Raw genomic sequence first — 17,454 nt, 5'->3', positions numbered from 1 at the left:
AGCATTAAGTAGACTCATGAAGGGTCCGGTCGTTTGGACCGGATCCTTTTTATCCCATTGGATATGGCGAGTAAAAAATCTCATGACACTGAAAGGGGAACATAACCATGTTAAATAAGAAAACTGTGGATGATTTAAAAGATTTAAAGGGCAAGAAAGTACTGGTACGCTGTGATTTCAACGTACCGTTAAAAGAAGGGGTGATCCAGAACTATAACCGTATTGACGGTGCCATCCCAACCATTAAGAAGCTGCTTGACCAGGGCGCTAAGGTGATCCTCTGCTCCCATCTGGGCAAGCCCAAGGGTGAACCTGTGCCGGAGATGAGCCTTGCACCGGTTGCTCCCGCGCTGAGCGAGAGACTGGGCGTAGAAGTGAAATTCGTGGATGATGCCAAGGTTACAGGACCGGAGACACAGAAAGTTGCCGCTGAGTTAAAGGACGGTGAAGTACTTCTGCTGCAGAACACACGTTACAGGATCGAAGAGACAAAATTTAAAGACGGCGATGCCGCTACCGAGGCATATGCTAAGGAACTGGCTGATCTGTGCGATGGTATCTTTGTAAATGACGCGTTTGGTACCGCACACAGGGCTCACTGCTCCAACGTGGGCGTTACAAGATATACCAAGGAGAACGTGGTTGGTTATCTGATGGAAAAGGAGATCAAATTCTTAGGCCAGGCTGTTGAGAATCCGGTCCGCCCCTTTGTTGCGATCCTGGGCGGAGCTAAGGTTTCCGATAAGATCAATGTGATCAATAACCTGCTGGATAAGGTTGACACCCTGATTATTGGCGGCGGCATGGCTTATACCTTTGCCAAGGCACAGGGACAGGAGATCGGCAATTCCTTATGTGAGGAAGATAAGCTGGATTACGCTCTGGAGATGGTTAAAAAGGCGGAGGAGAAGGGGGTTAAGCTGCTGCTTCCCGTTGACCATGTAGAGGGTAAGGAATTTTCCAATGAGACAGAGCATAAGGTAGTGGATGTGATCGATGCCGGCTGGTCTGGCTTTGATATCGGGCCAAAGACAATTGCTCTTTATAAGGATGCGTTAAAGGGCGCAAAGACGGTTGTCTGGAACGGACCCATGGGCGTATTCGAGTTCTCCAACTTTGCTGAGGGAACACTGGAAGTATGCCGCGCAGTGGCAGATCTGGCGGATGCTACCACAGTGATTGGCGGCGGTGATTCCGTGAATGCTGTCAAGAGACTTGGTTTTGCTGACAAGATGACACACATCTCCACAGGAGGAGGCGCTTCTCTGGAATTCTTAGAGGGCAAGGAACTTCCGGGTGTGGCTGCAGCTGACAACAAGGACTGATCGCGTCCGTTCAAAGAGAGGGGATTTGACATGGCAAGAAAGAAAATTATCGCAGGCAACTGGAAGATGAACATGACGCCATCTGAGGCAGTTGCTCTGGTTAACGAGTTAAAACCACTGGTAGCAAATGACGATGTGGACGTAGTATTCTGCGTTCCGGCCATTGACATCATACCGGCCATGGAAGCTGCCAAGGGAAGCAACATCTGTATCGGCGCTGAGAACATGTATTATGAGGAAAAAGGCGCTTACACAGGCGAGATCGCTCCTAACATGCTCACAGATGCCGGAGTTAAATATGTGATCATCGGCCATTCTGAGAGGCGTGAGTATTTTGCCGAGACAGATGAGACCGTGAACAAAAAGGTGCTTAAGGCATTTGAGCATGGGATCACCCCCATTGTCTGCTGTGGTGAGTCACTGACCCAGAGGGAACAGGGGATTACCATTGACTGGATCCGTCAGCAGATCAAGATCGCATTTCTCAATGTGACCGCTGACCAGGCCAAGACGGCTGTGATCGCCTATGAGCCGATCTGGGCCATTGGCACTGGTAAAGTTGCAACCACGGAGCAGGCCGAGGAAGTATGTGCGGCAATCCGTGCATGTATTGGCGAGATTTATGATGAGGCAACAGCAGAGGCCATCCGTATCCAGTACGGCGGCTCCGTATCAGCTTCCTCCGCTCCTGAGCTTTTTACCCAGGCTGACATTGACGGCGGACTGGTTGGCGGCGCATCCCTGAAGCCTGATTTTGGAAAGATCGTCAACTACAATAAGTAATAAATGATATGATTGCCCTGCGGCCGGGTCAGACGGGCTGCAGGGTTTAATTCTTTCCAGGAGAGCTGCTCTTTCCAGGAGAATGAAAGTAGAAGGAGATATGAACTATGAGCAAGAGACCAACAGTATTAATGATACTTGACGGCTACGGCCTTAACAACAACTGTGACCATAATGCGGTGTGTGAGGGAAAGACACCGGTCATGGACCAGCTTATGAGCCAGTGCCCTTTTGTAAAGGGTGAGGCAAGCGGAATGGCAGTGGGACTTCCTGAAGGACAGATGGGAAACTCTGAGGTTGGACATCTCAATATGGGCGCCGGCCGCATTGTTTATCAGGAATTGACAAGGATCACAAAATCCATTCAGGATGGCGACTTTTTCCAGGTCCCGGAATTCCTTGCGGCTGTGGAAAACTGCAAAAAAAATAATTCCGCACTTCATATGTTCGGCCTTGTGTCCGATGGCGGAGTGCACAGCCACAACACGCACATCTACGGCCTTTTGGATCTGGCTAAGAGAAACGGCCTGGAAAAGGTATATGTCCATTGCTTTCTGGACGGACGTGATACGCCTCCGGAGTCAGGCAAGGGATATGTGGCTGCGCTGGAAGCCAAGATGAAGGAGATCGGCGTGGGAGAGGTTGCATCCGTTATGGGGCGCTACTACGCCATGGACCGTGACAAGAGATGGGACCGTGTGGAACTTGCTTACAATGCACTGACAAAGGGGCGGGGAAATACTGCTTCCAGCGCGACTGAAGGCATCCAGGCATCCTATGACGCAGGCAAAGCGGATGAGTTCGTGGTTCCCTTTGTAGTGGAAAAAGGCGGAAAGCCAACAGCCGTGATCGGGGATGGGGATTCCGTGATTTTCTACAACTTCCGTCCGGACCGTGCAAGAGAGATCACCCGTGCGTTCTGTGATAATGATTTTGATGGCTTTGCAAGAGACAAAAAACTGGATCTTGTGTTTGTCTGCTTTACTGATTATGATGAGACCATTGAGAATAAGCTGGTTGCATTTAAGAAGGAAGGAATCACCAACACATTCGGTGAGTTCCTGGCCGCTCACGGCAAGACCCAGGTAAGGATTGCCGAGACTGAGAAATACGCCCATGTTACATTCTTCTTTAACGGCGGCGTAGAGGAGCCGAATCCCGGAGAGGACCGCATCCTGGTGCCGTCTCCCAAGGAGGTTGCCACCTACGACCTGAAGCCGGAGATGAGTGCCCTGGGCGTATGCGACAAGCTGGTGGAAGCCATCAAGTCCGGCAAATATGATGTGATCATTATCAACTTTGCAAACCCGGATATGGTTGGCCATACCGGTGTGGAGGAAGCTGCCATCAAGGCAATTGAAACCGTGGATGTATGCGTGGGCCGTGCGGTGGAAGCCATTAAGGAAGTGGATGGCGTTATGTTCATCTGCGCTGACCATGGAAATGCAGAGCAGCTGGTGGATTATGAGACAGGCGAGCCATTTACAGCCCACACCACCAACCCGGTGCCTTTTATCCTGGTCAATGCAGATCCTTCTTACAAACTGCGCGAAGGCGGAGCACTGTGTGACATCATCCCTACCCTGATCCAACTTATGGGCATGGAGCAGCCGGGGGAGATGACCGGAACGTCACTCCTGGTAAAATAATCACGAAATTTACTCCTATCTGACATGAAACACAAAGCCAGCCGGAAATAAAGCCGCATCCACCAATTAATTTTGGCCAGCAGCATTATTTCCGGCTGTTTCATTATTATGATCCGTCCTTCACCCATGCAGGCCAGTCCCGCGGCTTTATTCCAATCCCTCAAACCACCACATGCCTTGCCTGCGCAGAAACAGTCTCCTCCATTTCACCTCCATCCCCCTTCTTCTCTTTTTTTGTACATTTTTCCTTATCCGGTATACTTCCGGACAGTTTTATGGCTATCTTGGAGCAAGCAGGTCCGACCATCTCATAGAGCAGTCCGCTGGACAGGATGATGGTGGACAGCATGAGCCCGCTTTCAGCGGGAAGCATTCTCTGGCCGAGAACCGCCAGGCCAATGGATACACCTGCCTGGGGAATCAGGGCCAGGCCAAAGTAGCGGCGGATCTCCGGTGATGCATGGATAACGGCTGCCCCTACGGTGGAACCAGCGTACTTGCCTGCAATGCGCACCAGGAAGTAGATGACGCCAATGGTGCCTGCGGCAGCCAGACTGGGGATGGAAAGCCGCATTCCGGACAGTACAAAGAACATTACCAAAAGGGGCGGTGTAAACTGGTTCAGCTGCTTAAACAGATGCTTGTTGCCGCTGGCATTGATGTAGGCTGTGCCGGATGCCATACAGGCCAAAAGGGGCGAAACATTCATGGATGAGCAGACACCTGCCACGCCCATGATGGTAACGCAGGCCAGGACCAGACTGTGATCCTTGCTGCGGCGTTTGTTGATCATCCGGCTGAGTACGATCCCGGAAACAGCGCCCATGACAAGTGCGGCTATGTTGAGCAGCACGGGAATGACTACCTGGGAAATGGACACGGCTCCGGTACCTGAACTTGCCTGAACAAATGCAGCGCAGACACTGAAGGCCACCAGCGCTACCGCGTCATCCAGTGCTACCACCTGAAGAATGGTGTCAATAAATGGGCCTTTGGCCTTGTACTGACGGATGGTCATAATGGTGGAGGCCGGTGCTGTGGCGCAGCCAATGGCGCCCAGAAGAAGGCTGAAGGACAGGGACAATCCTAAAAGCAGCATGGAAACCGTAATGAACACGCCGGCCATCAGCGACTCAAACAGCGTGAGGATAACCATGTTTTTTCCATTTGCCTTCAGAGCGGAGAGCTTAAAATATCTTCCCACCCCAAACGCGATAAACGCAAGAGCTAAATCCGTGACAAAGTCCATCTGTTCTATATATTGTGAGGGAACCAGATTCAGGCACCAGGGCCCGATGATGACTCCCGCAATAATATAACCGGTAACATTAGGAAGGTGAAGCCTCTTTGTGATACGAGTCAGCAGAAAGCCGGATGCCAGCATGATTGCGATGCTTAATATGATTCCTGCTGCCCCCAGATTTGATAAATACAGTGCCATATGGAACACTCCTTTCTGCGGACAGGGCGTATATTTTTACCCTGTTCCTTTTTTGTTTTGCTTGATTATAGTAGTATTTGGTGATAAAATCAAATGATATTAATTAATTGGTACATAAAAAATATTTATATTTTGGAGGGGGACGGGACTGTGTTTGATGTAAAAGTTAATACGTTGCTGGCGGTGATCGAGACTGGAAGTTATACCAAGGCTGCTCAGAAGCTGAATCTGACACAGCCGGCCGTAAGCCACCAGATACGTATGCTGGAAAATGAGTTCGACATTAAAATATTTTATAGAGACAAAAACAAACTAAAACTGACACCCCAGGGTAAGATCCTGGTCCAGTACGCCCGCAGGGCAGCCGCTGTGTACAGCAATGCGTGGCAGGCTATTGAGGACAGCAAGACTGAGACCAGCCACCTGAATGTGGGCATCACGCCAACCGCAGGCGAGACCATCATTCCCCAGGTACTGGCCACCCTTTGCAATGAGAATCCCGGCATACATATAAATATTGGTGTTAATACCATTCAAAAAATTTATACCCGCTTAAAGGCGTATGAGCTTGATTTTGCAGTGGTGGAAGGCGCAGTGCCGGATGACGCCCTGGTCACCACCACGTTGGACACGGATTACCTGTGTCTGGCCGTATCCCCCATCCACCGGCTGGCCAGGGCCAAGACCGTATCCCTGCGGGAAATCCGCCATGAGAAGCTGATATTAAGGAGCCAGAGTGCAGGCACAAGGCAGCTGTTTGAAAAGCACCTGGGTGCCAGGGATATGAGCCTCTCTGAATTTAATGTTATGATGGAACTGGATAATGTGTCCATGATCAAGGAGCTGGTAAGCATGGATCTGGGGATAACGATCATCGCAAAAAGCGCGTGCCGCGAGGAACTTGCCAGCGGACGGCTGGCGATCATCCCCATTGAGAATTCCACCATGGTGCGCCAGATCGACATGGTTTATCAGAAGGATTTCATCCATCCGGAGCTGATTGACAATATACGGTTGATTTATGAACATCTGAAGGCAAAATAGCCCTTCCATTTTTCTGGGAAATAGGATAGAATGAAAGATAGTGCTTTATATCACAGGCAATGTTAAATGGCACGGGCGGAACAAAACAGGAGTCGGTTGATGTGAGTGAAAAGAGGGGTATGAGGACAAGAAGGCTTCTAAATCGTTTTTTGCCTTACTACGGCAAATATAAAGGGATTTTATTGTTCGATCTATTCTGCGCTGCCCTGACCACATTAGGGGAGCTGGTGTTTCCGCTTATGCTGCGCTATATTACAAATCAGGGAATGCAGGACCTTGCCGCGATCACGGTGGGCGTTGTGGTGAGGATCGGCGGTCTGTATCTGGTGCTTCGGATCATCGATTCCTTTGCAGCCTACTATATGGCTTACACCGGCCATGTGATGGGGGTATACATTGAGACAGACATGCGCCAGGACGCATTTGAGCATCTTCAGCGCTTGTCTGACAGTTATTACAGCAGCACCAAGGTGGGACAGATCATGTCCCGTATTACAAGTGATCTTTTTGATGTGACAGAGTTTGCCCATCACTGTCCCGAGGAGTTTTTTATTGCCGCCCTTAAGACAGTGGTTTCGTTTATCATCCTTTCAGGAATCGATCTGGAACTGACCCTGCTGATCTTTGTGCTGATCCCCGTTATGGTGGTGTCTTGCATCTGGTTTAACATGAAAGTAAAGGAAGCCTTCCGCAGACAGCGCAACCAGATCGGAGAACTCAATGCCCAGATTGAGGACGCTCTTCTTGGAAACAGGGTTGTAAGGGCTTTTGCCAATGAGCCGGTGGAGATTGCCAAGTTTGGAAAAGGCAATCAGGCTTTTATGGATATTAAAAAATATACGTACCGTTATATGGCTGCATTTCAGATCACCACCAGATCCTTTGACGGTCTGATGTATGTGGTGGTTATTGTGGCCGGAGGCATTTTTATGATACAGGGGAAGATAGAGGCCGGAGATCTTGTGGCCTATACGCTGTACGTAACCACGCTTCTCACCACGATCCGAAGGATCATTGAGTTTGCCGAGCAGTTTCAGCGCGGTATGACGGGAATTGAACGTTTTCAGGAGATCATGGATGTTGTGCCTGATATAAGGGACTGCAGGAATGCGAAGATGCTGGAACACGTGAAGGGGAAAATTGTATTTAACCATGTGAGTTTTTCCTACCCGGGCAATCATGCGCCTGTATTGCAGGATATTGATTTAACAGTAGAGCCGGGGGAGAGGATTGCCCTGGTGGGACCTTCCGGAGGGGGTAAGACCACTCTGTGCAACCTGCTGCCCAGGTTTTATGATGCTGCTTCAGGAAGTATTACCATTGACGGCCAGGATATCAGGGGGGTGACCCTGCGCAGCCTGCGGTCCAACATTGGTGTGGTTCAGCAGGATGTGTATCTGTTTTCAGGTTCTGTCTATGAGAATATCAGCTACGGATGTCCCGGGGCGTCCAGAGAGAAAGTGATTGAGGCAGCCAGGATGGCGGGAGCCCATGAGTTTATCAGCGAGCTCCAGGATGGATATGATACGTATGTGGGAGAGAGGGGCGTAAAGCTGTCCGGCGGACAGAAGCAGCGGATCAGCATTGCCAGAGTGTTCCTAAAGAATCCTGCTATCCTGATCCTGGACGTAAAATGGAGTATAATTTTTTATGTGTATCACGTGTATAGAGTAAGAAAAAGTGGCAAAAGAAGGACACTATACACAAATGGATGTGTAAAGTGTATATAACGAAGAGCATAGTACGGAAGAAAGCAGTATTCCCATAATGTACAGATATAGTAGATTTACGAGTTGTTGTTCAGGTGATGCTTGGGGGAGAGAACATTCTCTCTCTTTTTTTTATTGGCAGTCGTAGGTTGACAGACTGACAGATAGGGGGGCTGGGCTTGTATCAATGATAAAACTATGCATCTATTTTTAACGATCTGAAATCGTTAAATGGCAAAAATGGAAGGAAATGCTACTCTTTTCCCTGGTGATATGGTATGATGCTAACAAGAAATAGAGAGATGAGGATGTGATGTCTGTGAAAGTATTAGAAAAGGTAGATCGGTTTCAAAATGAGATAAATGTTTTACGTCCATTCGAAGGATAAATGTTGGAGAAGATAAAAGCGTATTATCGGATTGGACTGACCTGGACTTCCAATGCGCTGGAGGGAAATTCTCTGATAGAGAGTGAAACCAAGGTGCTTTTGGAGGATGGGCTGACCATAGGAGGCAGATCACTGCGAGATGTATTGGAAGTGGCGGCTCATGCGAAAGCATATGGGTTTATGTTCACTTTGCTAAAAAGTCGCCGAATAGATGAAGAGATGGTGCTCTATATGCATAGGTTGTTCTATTGGAATATAGAACCAGACTATGCAGGCCGATATCGAGATATTCAGGTTATCATCACAGGTTCTCATTATTCAATCACACCACCAGATAGACTGGACAAAGAGATGAGAGGGCTGTTTGAATGGGCAGCTAAGGTAAGAGAGCGATTCCACCCAGTGGAATTTGCTGCCGAGCTGCATCGGCGTTTTGTATATATCCATCCGTTCAAGGATGGGAATGGCAAAGTGGTGCGCCTTTTGATGAATTTTGCGTTGATTCAAGATGGATATCTTCCGGCAGTCATCCCGCCAATCCTTCGTAAGGATTATGTATTTTTGTTGGAACGGGCGCATCGGGAGGCTCATGATTTTATAGAATTTATTGCAGAACGGGAGCTGGAATCTCAGAAGGAAATCCTGCGGCTGTTTCAGATCCCTTTCCCTAAAATGGAGTCTGGAATGTCAGGAATGGAACTGAAATGAAGAAATAGATGGACTGTGTGTCGGACAAAGAAATAGGTCCGGCACTCTTTTGTATCCTATACGTGCAAGAGATAAATCATAGGATTTGTGCTTTGCCCTCTGCACTTATTTTTTGAGCGCTGATCAGGACGTTGGAAAAGATGGACCAGGAGGAATCCTAGTGGAGGCAAATGCAGCCCTGCTTTTCTATGTTGATGGGGAGGTTGGAGGAACGAATGAGCAAAGTAAGAATCGATATTGCCTATGTTAGCAATCCAAATCTGCCGCAGATGGCGAAGTGCTGTCCCTTGGCAAGGGAACTTGGAACGTTTGAAATTAAGAATTACAAGCGGTTTTTTTGTGGGTCACGCACAGGTTCCTATACCACGATAGAACCCTGTGAGGGGAGACACGTGCCTGTCCTAAGGTGGACAGTTGGTCAAAACGATGAACCTGCCTTAGACCGATATGAGGGCTATCCGATTTGTATGAAAAGCATGACGGTTGCAATAGACGGCAGGCAGTAGGAAGCTTTTGTGTATGTTATGATGGAGGGAAATTCGTTGGGTATGCTCTCTCAAAGATATGTGAACACCATGGCCGAGGGTTATGAAAGTGCAGGCTTTGACCTTTCTGTTTTAGAGAATGCCATAGCTGAAACAGAGTAGCGTATGCAATGCCAATCTCCATTCGAAGAATCGCAGTGGGAACAACAAAAGCTGTTTGGCTTTGGTGGGATGGAATGATGGTAAGCCTTGCCTTTTATGGAAATCACCATTGACGATATATCGGAAGTCCGATATAATGGTAGTGGTGATGAAAATGACAATAAATGAAGTGATAAAAGAAAAAGGAATGTCTCGATACAGCTTATCCAAAAGAAGTGGTATTCCCTGGGCAACACTTTCAGACATCTGCTCCGGCAAAACAAGCTTGACGCGGTGCAATGCGCAGACGCTTCAAAAGCTGGCAACCGCTTTTACAATGACCATCGAGGAGGTACTGACACTCACAGAAGAATCCAAACAACATCAGGAGGACGGCAAACCGCAGGATCGTTCTTACTTGGAATCCAACCTGTCTGCCCATCTGCAAAAAGCAATCGGCGATTATATACAGGGGGAAAAGATGAGGTAACTTATATGGACTGCTTATGGGGAGAGCTGTATGGTTCAATTAATGCCGACCTTTGGGCAGGAGTCATATCGGAGGAACAGGCAAATTATCTGAGGGCGAAATATCTTTATGAAGAACAGGAGCGAGCGTGTGAGAATGCAGAAGGTGTTGAGAGATGAAAAAGAAATCCATCAGCATGTTTATCTGTTCCCGACCTCGTCTATTTTGGAACAGGGGAAAAAGATACCCTGCTTTGATTAGATTTCTTCCCTGAAAGACGAGAATTGCAATCAGGCATTGCAGCGGATTGCAGATCGAATTGACATGGATCGGATCTATGTCTTGGTAGAGAAAGCACCATTTACTACTGAACTGCAAAAGGTTTTTTAAAGGATTATGCTGTCAGAAAGAAAAGCAAAAATCTTGGACTACAGCATGGGACTGTTTCTTGGGCATGAAATTACCCAAAAGGAACGGCAGGACGCATCACAGCAAATGCACGAATTAATCATGTAAATATGGATACGAGATCACTCACTTTGATGGTGGGTGATTTTGTTGTGTAGGTGGTTAATTGGCAGAACCCACATCAACTACAGCTCTTGTGGCAAAAACGGCGGTAACAACTCTTACCGATGAGCGATTGCGAAAAGGCAGGGCATGGACCACTGGATTGCTCCTCTTGCCTGTTATTTTAATTTCTATGTTAATCTGTTCTCTTTTTTTGGGCAATATCTCTGAAGATTACCAAGAATACATTGGAGATATGCGTGATGGTTTCAGATTGTTAGATGGAACGATTGACTCAATGAACAATGAAATGGAAGATGGAGATAGACTTGATTCGATAAGAGTAAAGGCTATCTTTTATGCTCCCATTTTCGGTACTGAGAGTCCGTCAGGGGTGGAACACAGACAGTTTGAAAAAAATTTACCACCTACGAGGAACGATGATAGGATTGCCAGAGAGGCGAGGGAGAAGGAAACTCGTTCGAAAAGACCAAGGCCGGAAGCCAGAATGGTGAATCATTCTCAGGAGATTTCCGGGGAGATGAGTTAGGGACTGCATGATAAGGAAACGGGAGAAAGGAACTGTTTAGAGACCACAGTATGGATGGAGGAGCATCAATACAAGGCGTTGACTGACCACTTGGTAGATGGTTCTACCATGGAGAAGGTAGTGAAAGAGATGATGCAGAAGCTGTATGAAAAATGTGTCCCGGTTGAGAAGAGGGAGCATGTCGAGAAAATCATTGTCCAGGAGGAAGCTAGGCGGAAGGCAGAAGACGCTAGCCGCCGCTTTGTTTTCATTGAGGCAAAGAAGGATGGGGGGACCAGCTGCAGGATTGGGGAAAGGTATGGAACTCCACTTGAAGTGGCCCATGCCTGTGCGCTTCATTATTCGCAGGCGAAAAAAATGACTGGCTAGGAATTTCTGGAAACGGCATATAAAGAGACGGAGCCGGTTGCCAAAGAGGAATTTGAGGAGCGCTGTGCTGTCGATGGTAGACGGGTCAAAGGGGGTTACTCTCTGGATTTTGCTCATAACACCGTAACAGCAAAGATTGGAGGAAAGACATCCATTCTGCCGATGGATTGTATGATGAAGGTATCAAAAACTGCTTAGCGCGGAGAAACCTTAGGTTTGAGGAAAGAATGGTTTTTTTGTAAAGTAATTGGAAGAACTGGTCCCTACTCAGAATAAGGAATACAGTGAAATAGAACCAGGGTCTGATATGACATAGAGGATGTAAGAAGGGAATCGGCCCGCGTGAAACGTTCGTTGGCCCTGTGTGCCGCTTGAAGGAAAGAGGTGGCATCCATGTACCATAAACGGGCTTTCCTGCCTTGTCGGGCCTTTGTGAGCGAGGCTTAAAATGATGAGAAAATCGAGAAAATTAGGGATGGAAAGTTGGGTCGAAAGTGGTGCAGGTTAAAGAGGTTATGCTGCTTTCGCAGCCGAACCCCGAAAAACACCGGCCGGCAAAGCCGTCCGGGGATTCCGGTTTGAATACTTTCTTGGCAGAAGTGGATGATTGTGGTGCTGGTAGAGCCAAAAGATACCGAGAAAACGCAGATTAAGGGATTTTTAATGAATACCAAAGAATCGGAATAGGGCCATTGGCATATTTTGCAGAGAACGAATCCGGGAGCGGTTGGGATTTAGAGAACGTCTGAAGATGGTGGCAGAATATCTTTCCGGAAATCAAAGCAATGTCCGCCCTTTTAAAATGAAAAGATTACGCCAAGGGGGGATTCTGCCCTTTGGGTGTCCTATGGTATGCGTCATGGTGTCACATGAAGTGAACCTCCCAATACGAAATAAATAATTAGTACAGAAAAAGAATAAGAAGATTGAAAACGATAGTTGATTCATAAGTGTCTGAGAAAATGATTCAACATGGAATGGCATTTGCTATCTCCTTTACTCGGCATGGTGATGATAGTAAACCAGTGCAAGGATATTTTTAACTTCTAGAGTGATAGCCAAAGTAGCCGTGCGTCACTGTGCAAAGAATCGGTTTGCTGATGGTGAAATGAAGCAAGGACAAGGGAAAGAACCTTGCGGAATAGAACAAGCAGTGTAACGATAAAAGCTAAAAAGGAAATGCTCCCCCACAATCGATGAAGGTGAACAGATCAGTAAAGGATGCGGAAAGTACCATGGTAAAAATCGGTGAGGAATTTGTTCGTACTAAGGTACAGTGTATTCCTGATTCCTGCCAGCTTTAAAGTGATCGACCATGACTGGGAAACGGATGAATGCAGGGCATACCGAAAAACTGGGATGCCTTATATGGAGAACGCCGGTACCGAATCCCTTGATCATACATTTCTTCGCGTCAGCTTCCACAATCACATGGCTCATCCGTCAGAAGTTTGAACTGGGCATCCCACTATACCTTCAGGAAAAGGAATGGGAGGAGATGGGACTGTTTTTTTGTAGGACAACGATGTCGAACTGACTTCTTGCAGTCTGTTGGGACTGGCTCTCTAATGCGGTCTCTTAATGGAAGCAGGAACTTCTAAAGTAGGGGCATATGCATATCGATGAGAGACATGTGTAGTTGCTAAAGAGACAAGGGAGGAAGAAAACTGCGAATTCTTACATGTGGGTGTAATGCAGCATCAGGGATTAGGTAAGGCCGGCCCGGTATTTGGAATATCAGCTAGGTGGGGGAGGAAATGTACTGAGGGGATATATCCATACGGATGCTTATTCCAGGTCTAATGGGGGAAGATGGCCACAAGATGCCTGTGCTATACTCATTTGCGCCGCACGGTTGTGGATGCGCTGCCAAAAGACATCTATGAATTGTAAGCTTCAAAACCCGTGGAAGCAGTCCGGCGTCTGAATAAATAGTATGATATGGAAAAGGAACGGGACGGCTTACCCCAGAATAAAAGAAAAAACGGTTATGCCTCGAGAAGCCGCTTATAGAAGATTTCTGGTCATGGGCAGAGATAAAATCTGTCGGAGGACTGCCAAAGTTGAAACTTCATACAGCTTTCCATTATGCCCTGAACAATCGTCAGGAATTTTTTATTATCTTGAAGATGGGAAACTGTTCCATCAGTTATTCCTTTGAGGAGAACTGTCTGTTTTCTGGAAGTCCGAAGGGGGCTGGTGCAAGTGAAGAGGTATATACTTTAGTCGAAACAGCGAAATACAATGGCCTGGATGCCATGAAATCCATCTAGTATATACTGTCAGATATGTTGGGGATGAGAATACGGAATATATGGATGGTGATCTACCATGGGATTCCATGGTACAGGATACAGGAACGGTGCCGATGATCACTGTCTTTATAGTATGGGTGGGGGGCTAAGAAGGTCACTAAGTACTTTTTAATTTTTAGGTATTCAACTTCAGTTGATAATCAACTGAAAAAATATTTTCAATAGATTAATATATTCTCTGATATCTTGCATCAAAAAATATAATGGTACGAAATTATAAGTGTTTATTAAAATAAAATGCATGAATGGTTGAAATAGAATGCGTATACAAAAATAAAATAATTTATATATAAATTTGCTGGATATATACATGATTTTTTTGAAAAATAATATTATTATAAAAGAAAGTATATAGTACATTAGCTTGCAAATAAAACGTCAATAGGAAAATAAGAAAGAGAGAGAGGTTACTACAAAAGGCGCAATGAATCAAGCCACCCTGTGAAGGATTTCATTCTACTGTGGGATAGGGAAATGGAATTTAAATTTTCATTCCAGTTAGCAATTATAAAAATAGTGGAATACTTGAAAATGCCAAAGGCATATGCTATAATGCCAATAGGCAAAATAGATATGAGTATATCCAAACGCCCCCTGCTTTTTCTGTACCTGTCTAGGGGGGCAATTATAGTACAATGGCAGAAATACCACAATAAGTTATATATGTTCTCCTATCATACTCGCATAGAAAGTCTTTAGAAATATCCTTAGGAATCTTTTTAGAATTGCTTGCTATGCTATACTCAACAAAGCAAAACAACATAAAAATAGAAAAATGAGGAAATTAATATGTTAACCTCTTTAGATTGGTTAGTAATCGTTTTTATGATAATGGTAGCTACAAGTTTCTTATCTTTGTGCTTGATGTTTCTTGTAAGACGACCACACATCAAACGTGTATGTTTCTACATTGTAGTCGCACTCTCCATCTACGCAGCAGCTGTCGGTATCCGTATCGGACGTGGTCTATTCCCAATACAGGTCGCTGTTAGCGTAGCTTCTGGTGCCGTAGGAATCGCAGCAATCGTGATTGACCGTACGAGCAAAGGTGATGAGAAAAAACTTAAGATTGCCCGCATAATGGCTGCTACCACACTGGTTATCGGTATTATCAATACTTTTATGTGATTTTTTGTGTAAGTTAAAGAAAAAGAATAAAAGCGTACACTATAATATATATTAGGGGGCTTGGTTACGCAAGAATATTTTTGAACTGCTGGAGCAGACAAACAAGTACAATGGGCCGGTGAATATAAGCACAAAGTCAGGAAATGCTGCCATAATCAGCCAAGAAGATCACAACGGCTTGATGGAAACGGTATATCTTTCATCTATTCCGCAGCTACGAGAGAAGATTGTCGAAGGGCTTTCTACATCGCTTGATGAGTGTTTGCCAGAAAACGAGGTGCACTGGTAATGTACGCAATCGTTTATCAAAAAAAGTATCCAAGGATATATAGAACCCTAAGGCGGAAAAGTTGGAGACAAAGGTGGGGAATAGCGCTTATCCAGAGAAGCCATATCAAACACCGCCTCCATATGAAAAGTTATAAGGCGATTTGCAAGGGGCATACTCTCGGCGCATCAATATTAAGCATCAGTTTGTATATGAGGTGTTGTAAGAAGAACAGAACGTGAAAGGTGTCAGCTTACGGACATACTATGAGGTTTAAGGAACGAAAACAATGGAAGTTATACAGAGAAAAAGGGAAAAATGCAAAAAGAGCCACAGAATAAGTTGATTTAACTTATGGAAACTTTGCTAAAAACCTGGCCAAGTTCAAATCTCAATAAGAAAAATAGACCTAGCCAGGTTTCCATTTCCGAGAAGTACTATATGGAGTTTTGGGATCCTACTTCCAGGAAATATGATGGAGTGACGAGCCTAATGGTTTGTTGACCATGCGTGTAGTAACATCTATTGGAGAATTGCTTGAAACACCACCTCGTCTGTCATTATAATATCAAAAATAGAAAAAAGTGTCAAATTAATATGATGTTAAAATTTTCTAATGAATTTGCTTTGAGATTCCTTCTAAAATTTGATTTGATTATATAAGTCATCGTGATCCTTTTGTTGAATGCTTAAGTAACTTTTTCTCTTGTATAGTTATATGTTTCCATAATGAGGGAGATTTTTTTGTCTTTTTATAAGCAAAGTATCCCCAGTTTTTCCTTGATGAGTGTGAACCAAAGTTATCAATATATAGCGTTTCCGCTATGCCTTGTAATATTCTATGTGCTTGTGTAGTGGAAAGTGGTTGATTTTCCCCTTTTCTGGATGGAAATAAATAAGCCCCATAAGATAAATTTGTTTCGTTAAGATATTCGGCCAATGTGCTTGGTAAACTTGAATTGCCTGCTATGCTCCGTATTTTAGAAGTTTTTTCTCCTTTACAGTCAGTAAATCTTTAAATTCTCCATTAGTCGTTAGAACGTCACTGACTTTTAATTTCAATACATCACTGATTCGGAAGGCTGTATTGAGTTGCTGTTTGGTAATCAGATAATCCCTTGAAGATTTGCCTTTCAGGTAGGCTGATATACTGTTTCTGGTTTTCATATTCCGTACAGGTTCAGTAGTTTTGTTCATTTTTTCCTTCATACAACGATATCTCTGAATGTAATATAGCGCATAATATAGGTCAGTTTACAAGGAACCACACGCAGACCACGAAACGGGGGCTGCTGACAACAAATAAAGGCTGAGTATCAAGCACCGGGAAAGTGCGAGATATTCAGCCTGTTTTGTTGTCCGGGGGCTCTGTCTGCTAAGCGGTTTTCTGCTCCTTTTTCCCCTTCATATTTTTCGATTTCATGGTGTAAAAATCGGTGGTATTTCATCATATTCCTGCCTATCGCATACAACATGAACTCTTTATATACTTTTTCCTCTGATCGGTAGGTAAAACGCCGGAAGTTTTCATTCTCCTTGATATCTCCAAAATGTCCCTCTGTCTGGATCGAACGGGTCTGACGTTTCAGAATCCCTTCTTCACTCTGGATATTTGTATGGGACTCTTCCCGCAGTTCTTCCCATCTTTCATTGATCTTCATGACTTTATTGCGGTCCGGGTTCTTTTCCGCATTGTATTTATAAAGACATTTCGATTTATGCTCACAGCCGCTGCAGTCCGCACAGCCATATACCTCCACGGTCTGGGTGTAGCCATCCTGTTCTTTGCTCTCCGTACGGATATGCCGCAGTTCCCTTCCGTCATGGCAGATATAATAACGCTCATCTTCAAAGATGACATATGTCATGGTGTAATACTTCCCGATGTCTTCTTTGTATGCCCGTGTCTTACGCTTCTCATGTTCCTGAAGCTTGATATAACTCCGGCTCCCGTTCTCTTTCAAATACAGCAGGTTCTTTTCACTGCAGTAGCCGCTGTCAGCAGTCACTGCCTCCAACGTATTTCCAAACGTTTTCCTGTGCTTTTCCAAAACAGGGATCAGCGTATGATAGTCTGTCCGGTCATTGCTTACATATCCGTGGACGATAAAGTAATTCTCCACCGCAATCTGGACATTGTATGCTGGTTTTAACTTCCCGTTCATCATATGG

At 45.6% G+C, this 17,454-nt stretch carries 15 protein-coding genes and 2 pseudogenes; 14 read left to right on the top strand and 3 right to left on the bottom strand.

Going from position 1 to position 17,454, the window contains the following annotated elements; genetic code table 11:
- The first annotated feature begins 107 nt into the window (after nt 1-107).
- The 3 genes from HMPREF9469_RS33085 (at nt 108) to gpmI (ending at nt 3,757) form a co-directional block, all read left to right on the top strand.
- A complete protein-coding gene (locus HMPREF9469_RS33085) occupies nt 108-1,325 on the top strand; it encodes a phosphoglycerate kinase (protein ID WP_007867743.1) in 1,218 nt (405 codons plus the stop codon).
- Between the two features lie 30 nt (nt 1,326-1,355).
- Complete coding sequence (gene tpiA, locus HMPREF9469_RS33080) at nt 1,356-2,108, top strand: triose-phosphate isomerase (RefSeq protein WP_007867741.1); 753 nt, start codon at nt 1,356-1,358, stop codon at nt 2,106-2,108.
- A 107-nt stretch (nt 2,109-2,215) separates the two neighbouring features.
- Entirely contained in the window at nt 2,216-3,757 is a 1,542-nt protein-coding gene (gene gpmI / locus HMPREF9469_RS23255) for a 2,3-bisphosphoglycerate-independent phosphoglycerate mutase (protein ID WP_007867738.1), read from the top strand.
- A 160-nt stretch (nt 3,758-3,917) separates the two neighbouring features.
- Here the strand turns inward: gpmI and HMPREF9469_RS23250 are convergent, their stop codons facing one another.
- Nucleotides 3,918-5,198 carry a cation:proton antiporter gene (locus tag HMPREF9469_RS23250; protein ID WP_007867736.1) on the bottom strand — a complete coding sequence of 427 codons (1,281 nt, stop codon included), beginning with the start codon at nt 5,196-5,198 and terminating at the stop codon, nt 3,918-3,920.
- Between the two features lie 150 nt (nt 5,199-5,348).
- On the opposite strand from HMPREF9469_RS23250, the gene HMPREF9469_RS23245 reads away from it, so the two are divergent.
- From HMPREF9469_RS23245 to HMPREF9469_RS23200, 11 genes and pseudogenes are all read left to right on the top strand, one after another.
- Nucleotides 5,349-6,242 carry a LysR family transcriptional regulator gene (locus HMPREF9469_RS23245; protein ID WP_007867730.1) on the top strand — a complete coding sequence of 298 codons (894 nt, stop codon included), beginning with the start codon at nt 5,349-5,351 and terminating at the stop codon, nt 6,240-6,242.
- 101 nt (nt 6,243-6,343) lie between these two features.
- Nucleotides 6,344-7,972, top strand: a complete 1,629-nt coding sequence (locus HMPREF9469_RS23240) for an ABC transporter ATP-binding protein (RefSeq protein ID WP_007867728.1) — start codon at nt 6,344-6,346, stop codon at nt 7,970-7,972.
- Between the two features lie 367 nt (nt 7,973-8,339).
- A complete protein-coding gene (locus HMPREF9469_RS23235) occupies nt 8,340-9,047 on the top strand; it encodes a Fic family protein (RefSeq protein ID WP_082197794.1) in 708 nt (235 codons plus the stop codon).
- Nucleotides 9,048-9,262: 215 nt separating this feature from the next.
- The gene (locus HMPREF9469_RS33590) at nt 9,263-9,553 is read left to right on the top strand and encodes a gamma-glutamylcyclotransferase family protein (protein WP_007867723.1); all 291 of its coding nucleotides are present in this window, start codon (nt 9,263-9,265) and stop codon (nt 9,551-9,553) included.
- 9 nt (nt 9,554-9,562) lie between these two features.
- A complete protein-coding gene (locus HMPREF9469_RS33585) occupies nt 9,563-9,694 on the top strand; it encodes a hypothetical protein (protein ID WP_316139492.1) in 132 nt (43 codons plus the stop codon).
- Between the two features lie 136 nt (nt 9,695-9,830).
- The gene (locus HMPREF9469_RS33580) at nt 9,831-10,163 is read left to right on the top strand and encodes a helix-turn-helix domain-containing protein (RefSeq protein ID WP_007867720.1); all 333 of its coding nucleotides are present in this window, start codon (nt 9,831-9,833) and stop codon (nt 10,161-10,163) included.
- A 5-nt stretch (nt 10,164-10,168) separates the two neighbouring features.
- Nucleotides 10,169-10,321, top strand: a complete 153-nt coding sequence (locus HMPREF9469_RS33575; protein ID WP_007867716.1) for a hypothetical protein — start codon at nt 10,169-10,171, stop codon at nt 10,319-10,321.
- Nucleotides 10,322-10,716: 395 nt separating this feature from the next.
- Nucleotides 10,717-11,202 (top strand): hypothetical protein, encoded by a 486-nt coding sequence (locus tag HMPREF9469_RS23220; RefSeq protein ID WP_040417177.1) that lies wholly within the window; start codon nt 10,717-10,719, stop codon nt 11,200-11,202.
- 108 nt (nt 11,203-11,310) lie between these two features.
- A complete protein-coding gene (locus HMPREF9469_RS23215) occupies nt 11,311-11,571 on the top strand; it encodes a hypothetical protein (protein ID WP_147335886.1) in 261 nt (86 codons plus the stop codon).
- 1,189 nt (nt 11,572-12,760) lie between these two features.
- Nucleotides 12,761-13,975 (top strand): annotated as a pseudogene (locus tag HMPREF9469_RS33075) (IS66 family transposase); the annotation flags it as partial.
- 700 nt (nt 13,976-14,675) lie between these two features.
- Nucleotides 14,676-15,014, top strand: coding sequence for a hypothetical protein (locus HMPREF9469_RS23200; protein ID WP_007867706.1), 339 nt, complete (start codon nt 14,676-14,678; stop codon nt 15,012-15,014).
- Nucleotides 15,015-16,248: 1,234 nt separating this feature from the next.
- Here the strand turns inward: HMPREF9469_RS23200 and HMPREF9469_RS33065 are convergent.
- Both HMPREF9469_RS33065 and HMPREF9469_RS23190 read right to left on the bottom strand, forming a co-directional pair.
- Nucleotides 16,249-16,491 carry a site-specific integrase gene (locus HMPREF9469_RS33065; protein ID WP_007867705.1) on the bottom strand — a complete coding sequence of 81 codons (243 nt, stop codon included), beginning with the start codon at nt 16,489-16,491 and terminating at the stop codon, nt 16,249-16,251.
- A gap of 166 nt (nt 16,492-16,657) precedes the next feature.
- A pseudogene (locus tag HMPREF9469_RS23190) lies at nt 16,658-17,454 on the bottom strand (transposase); the annotation flags it as partial.

It is taken from the genome of [Clostridium] citroniae WAL-17108 (assembly GCF_000233455.1).
Classification (GTDB): domain Bacteria; phylum Bacillota; class Clostridia; order Lachnospirales; family Lachnospiraceae; genus Enterocloster; species Enterocloster citroniae.
This window is presented reverse-complemented; position numbering and strand designations above follow the sequence as displayed.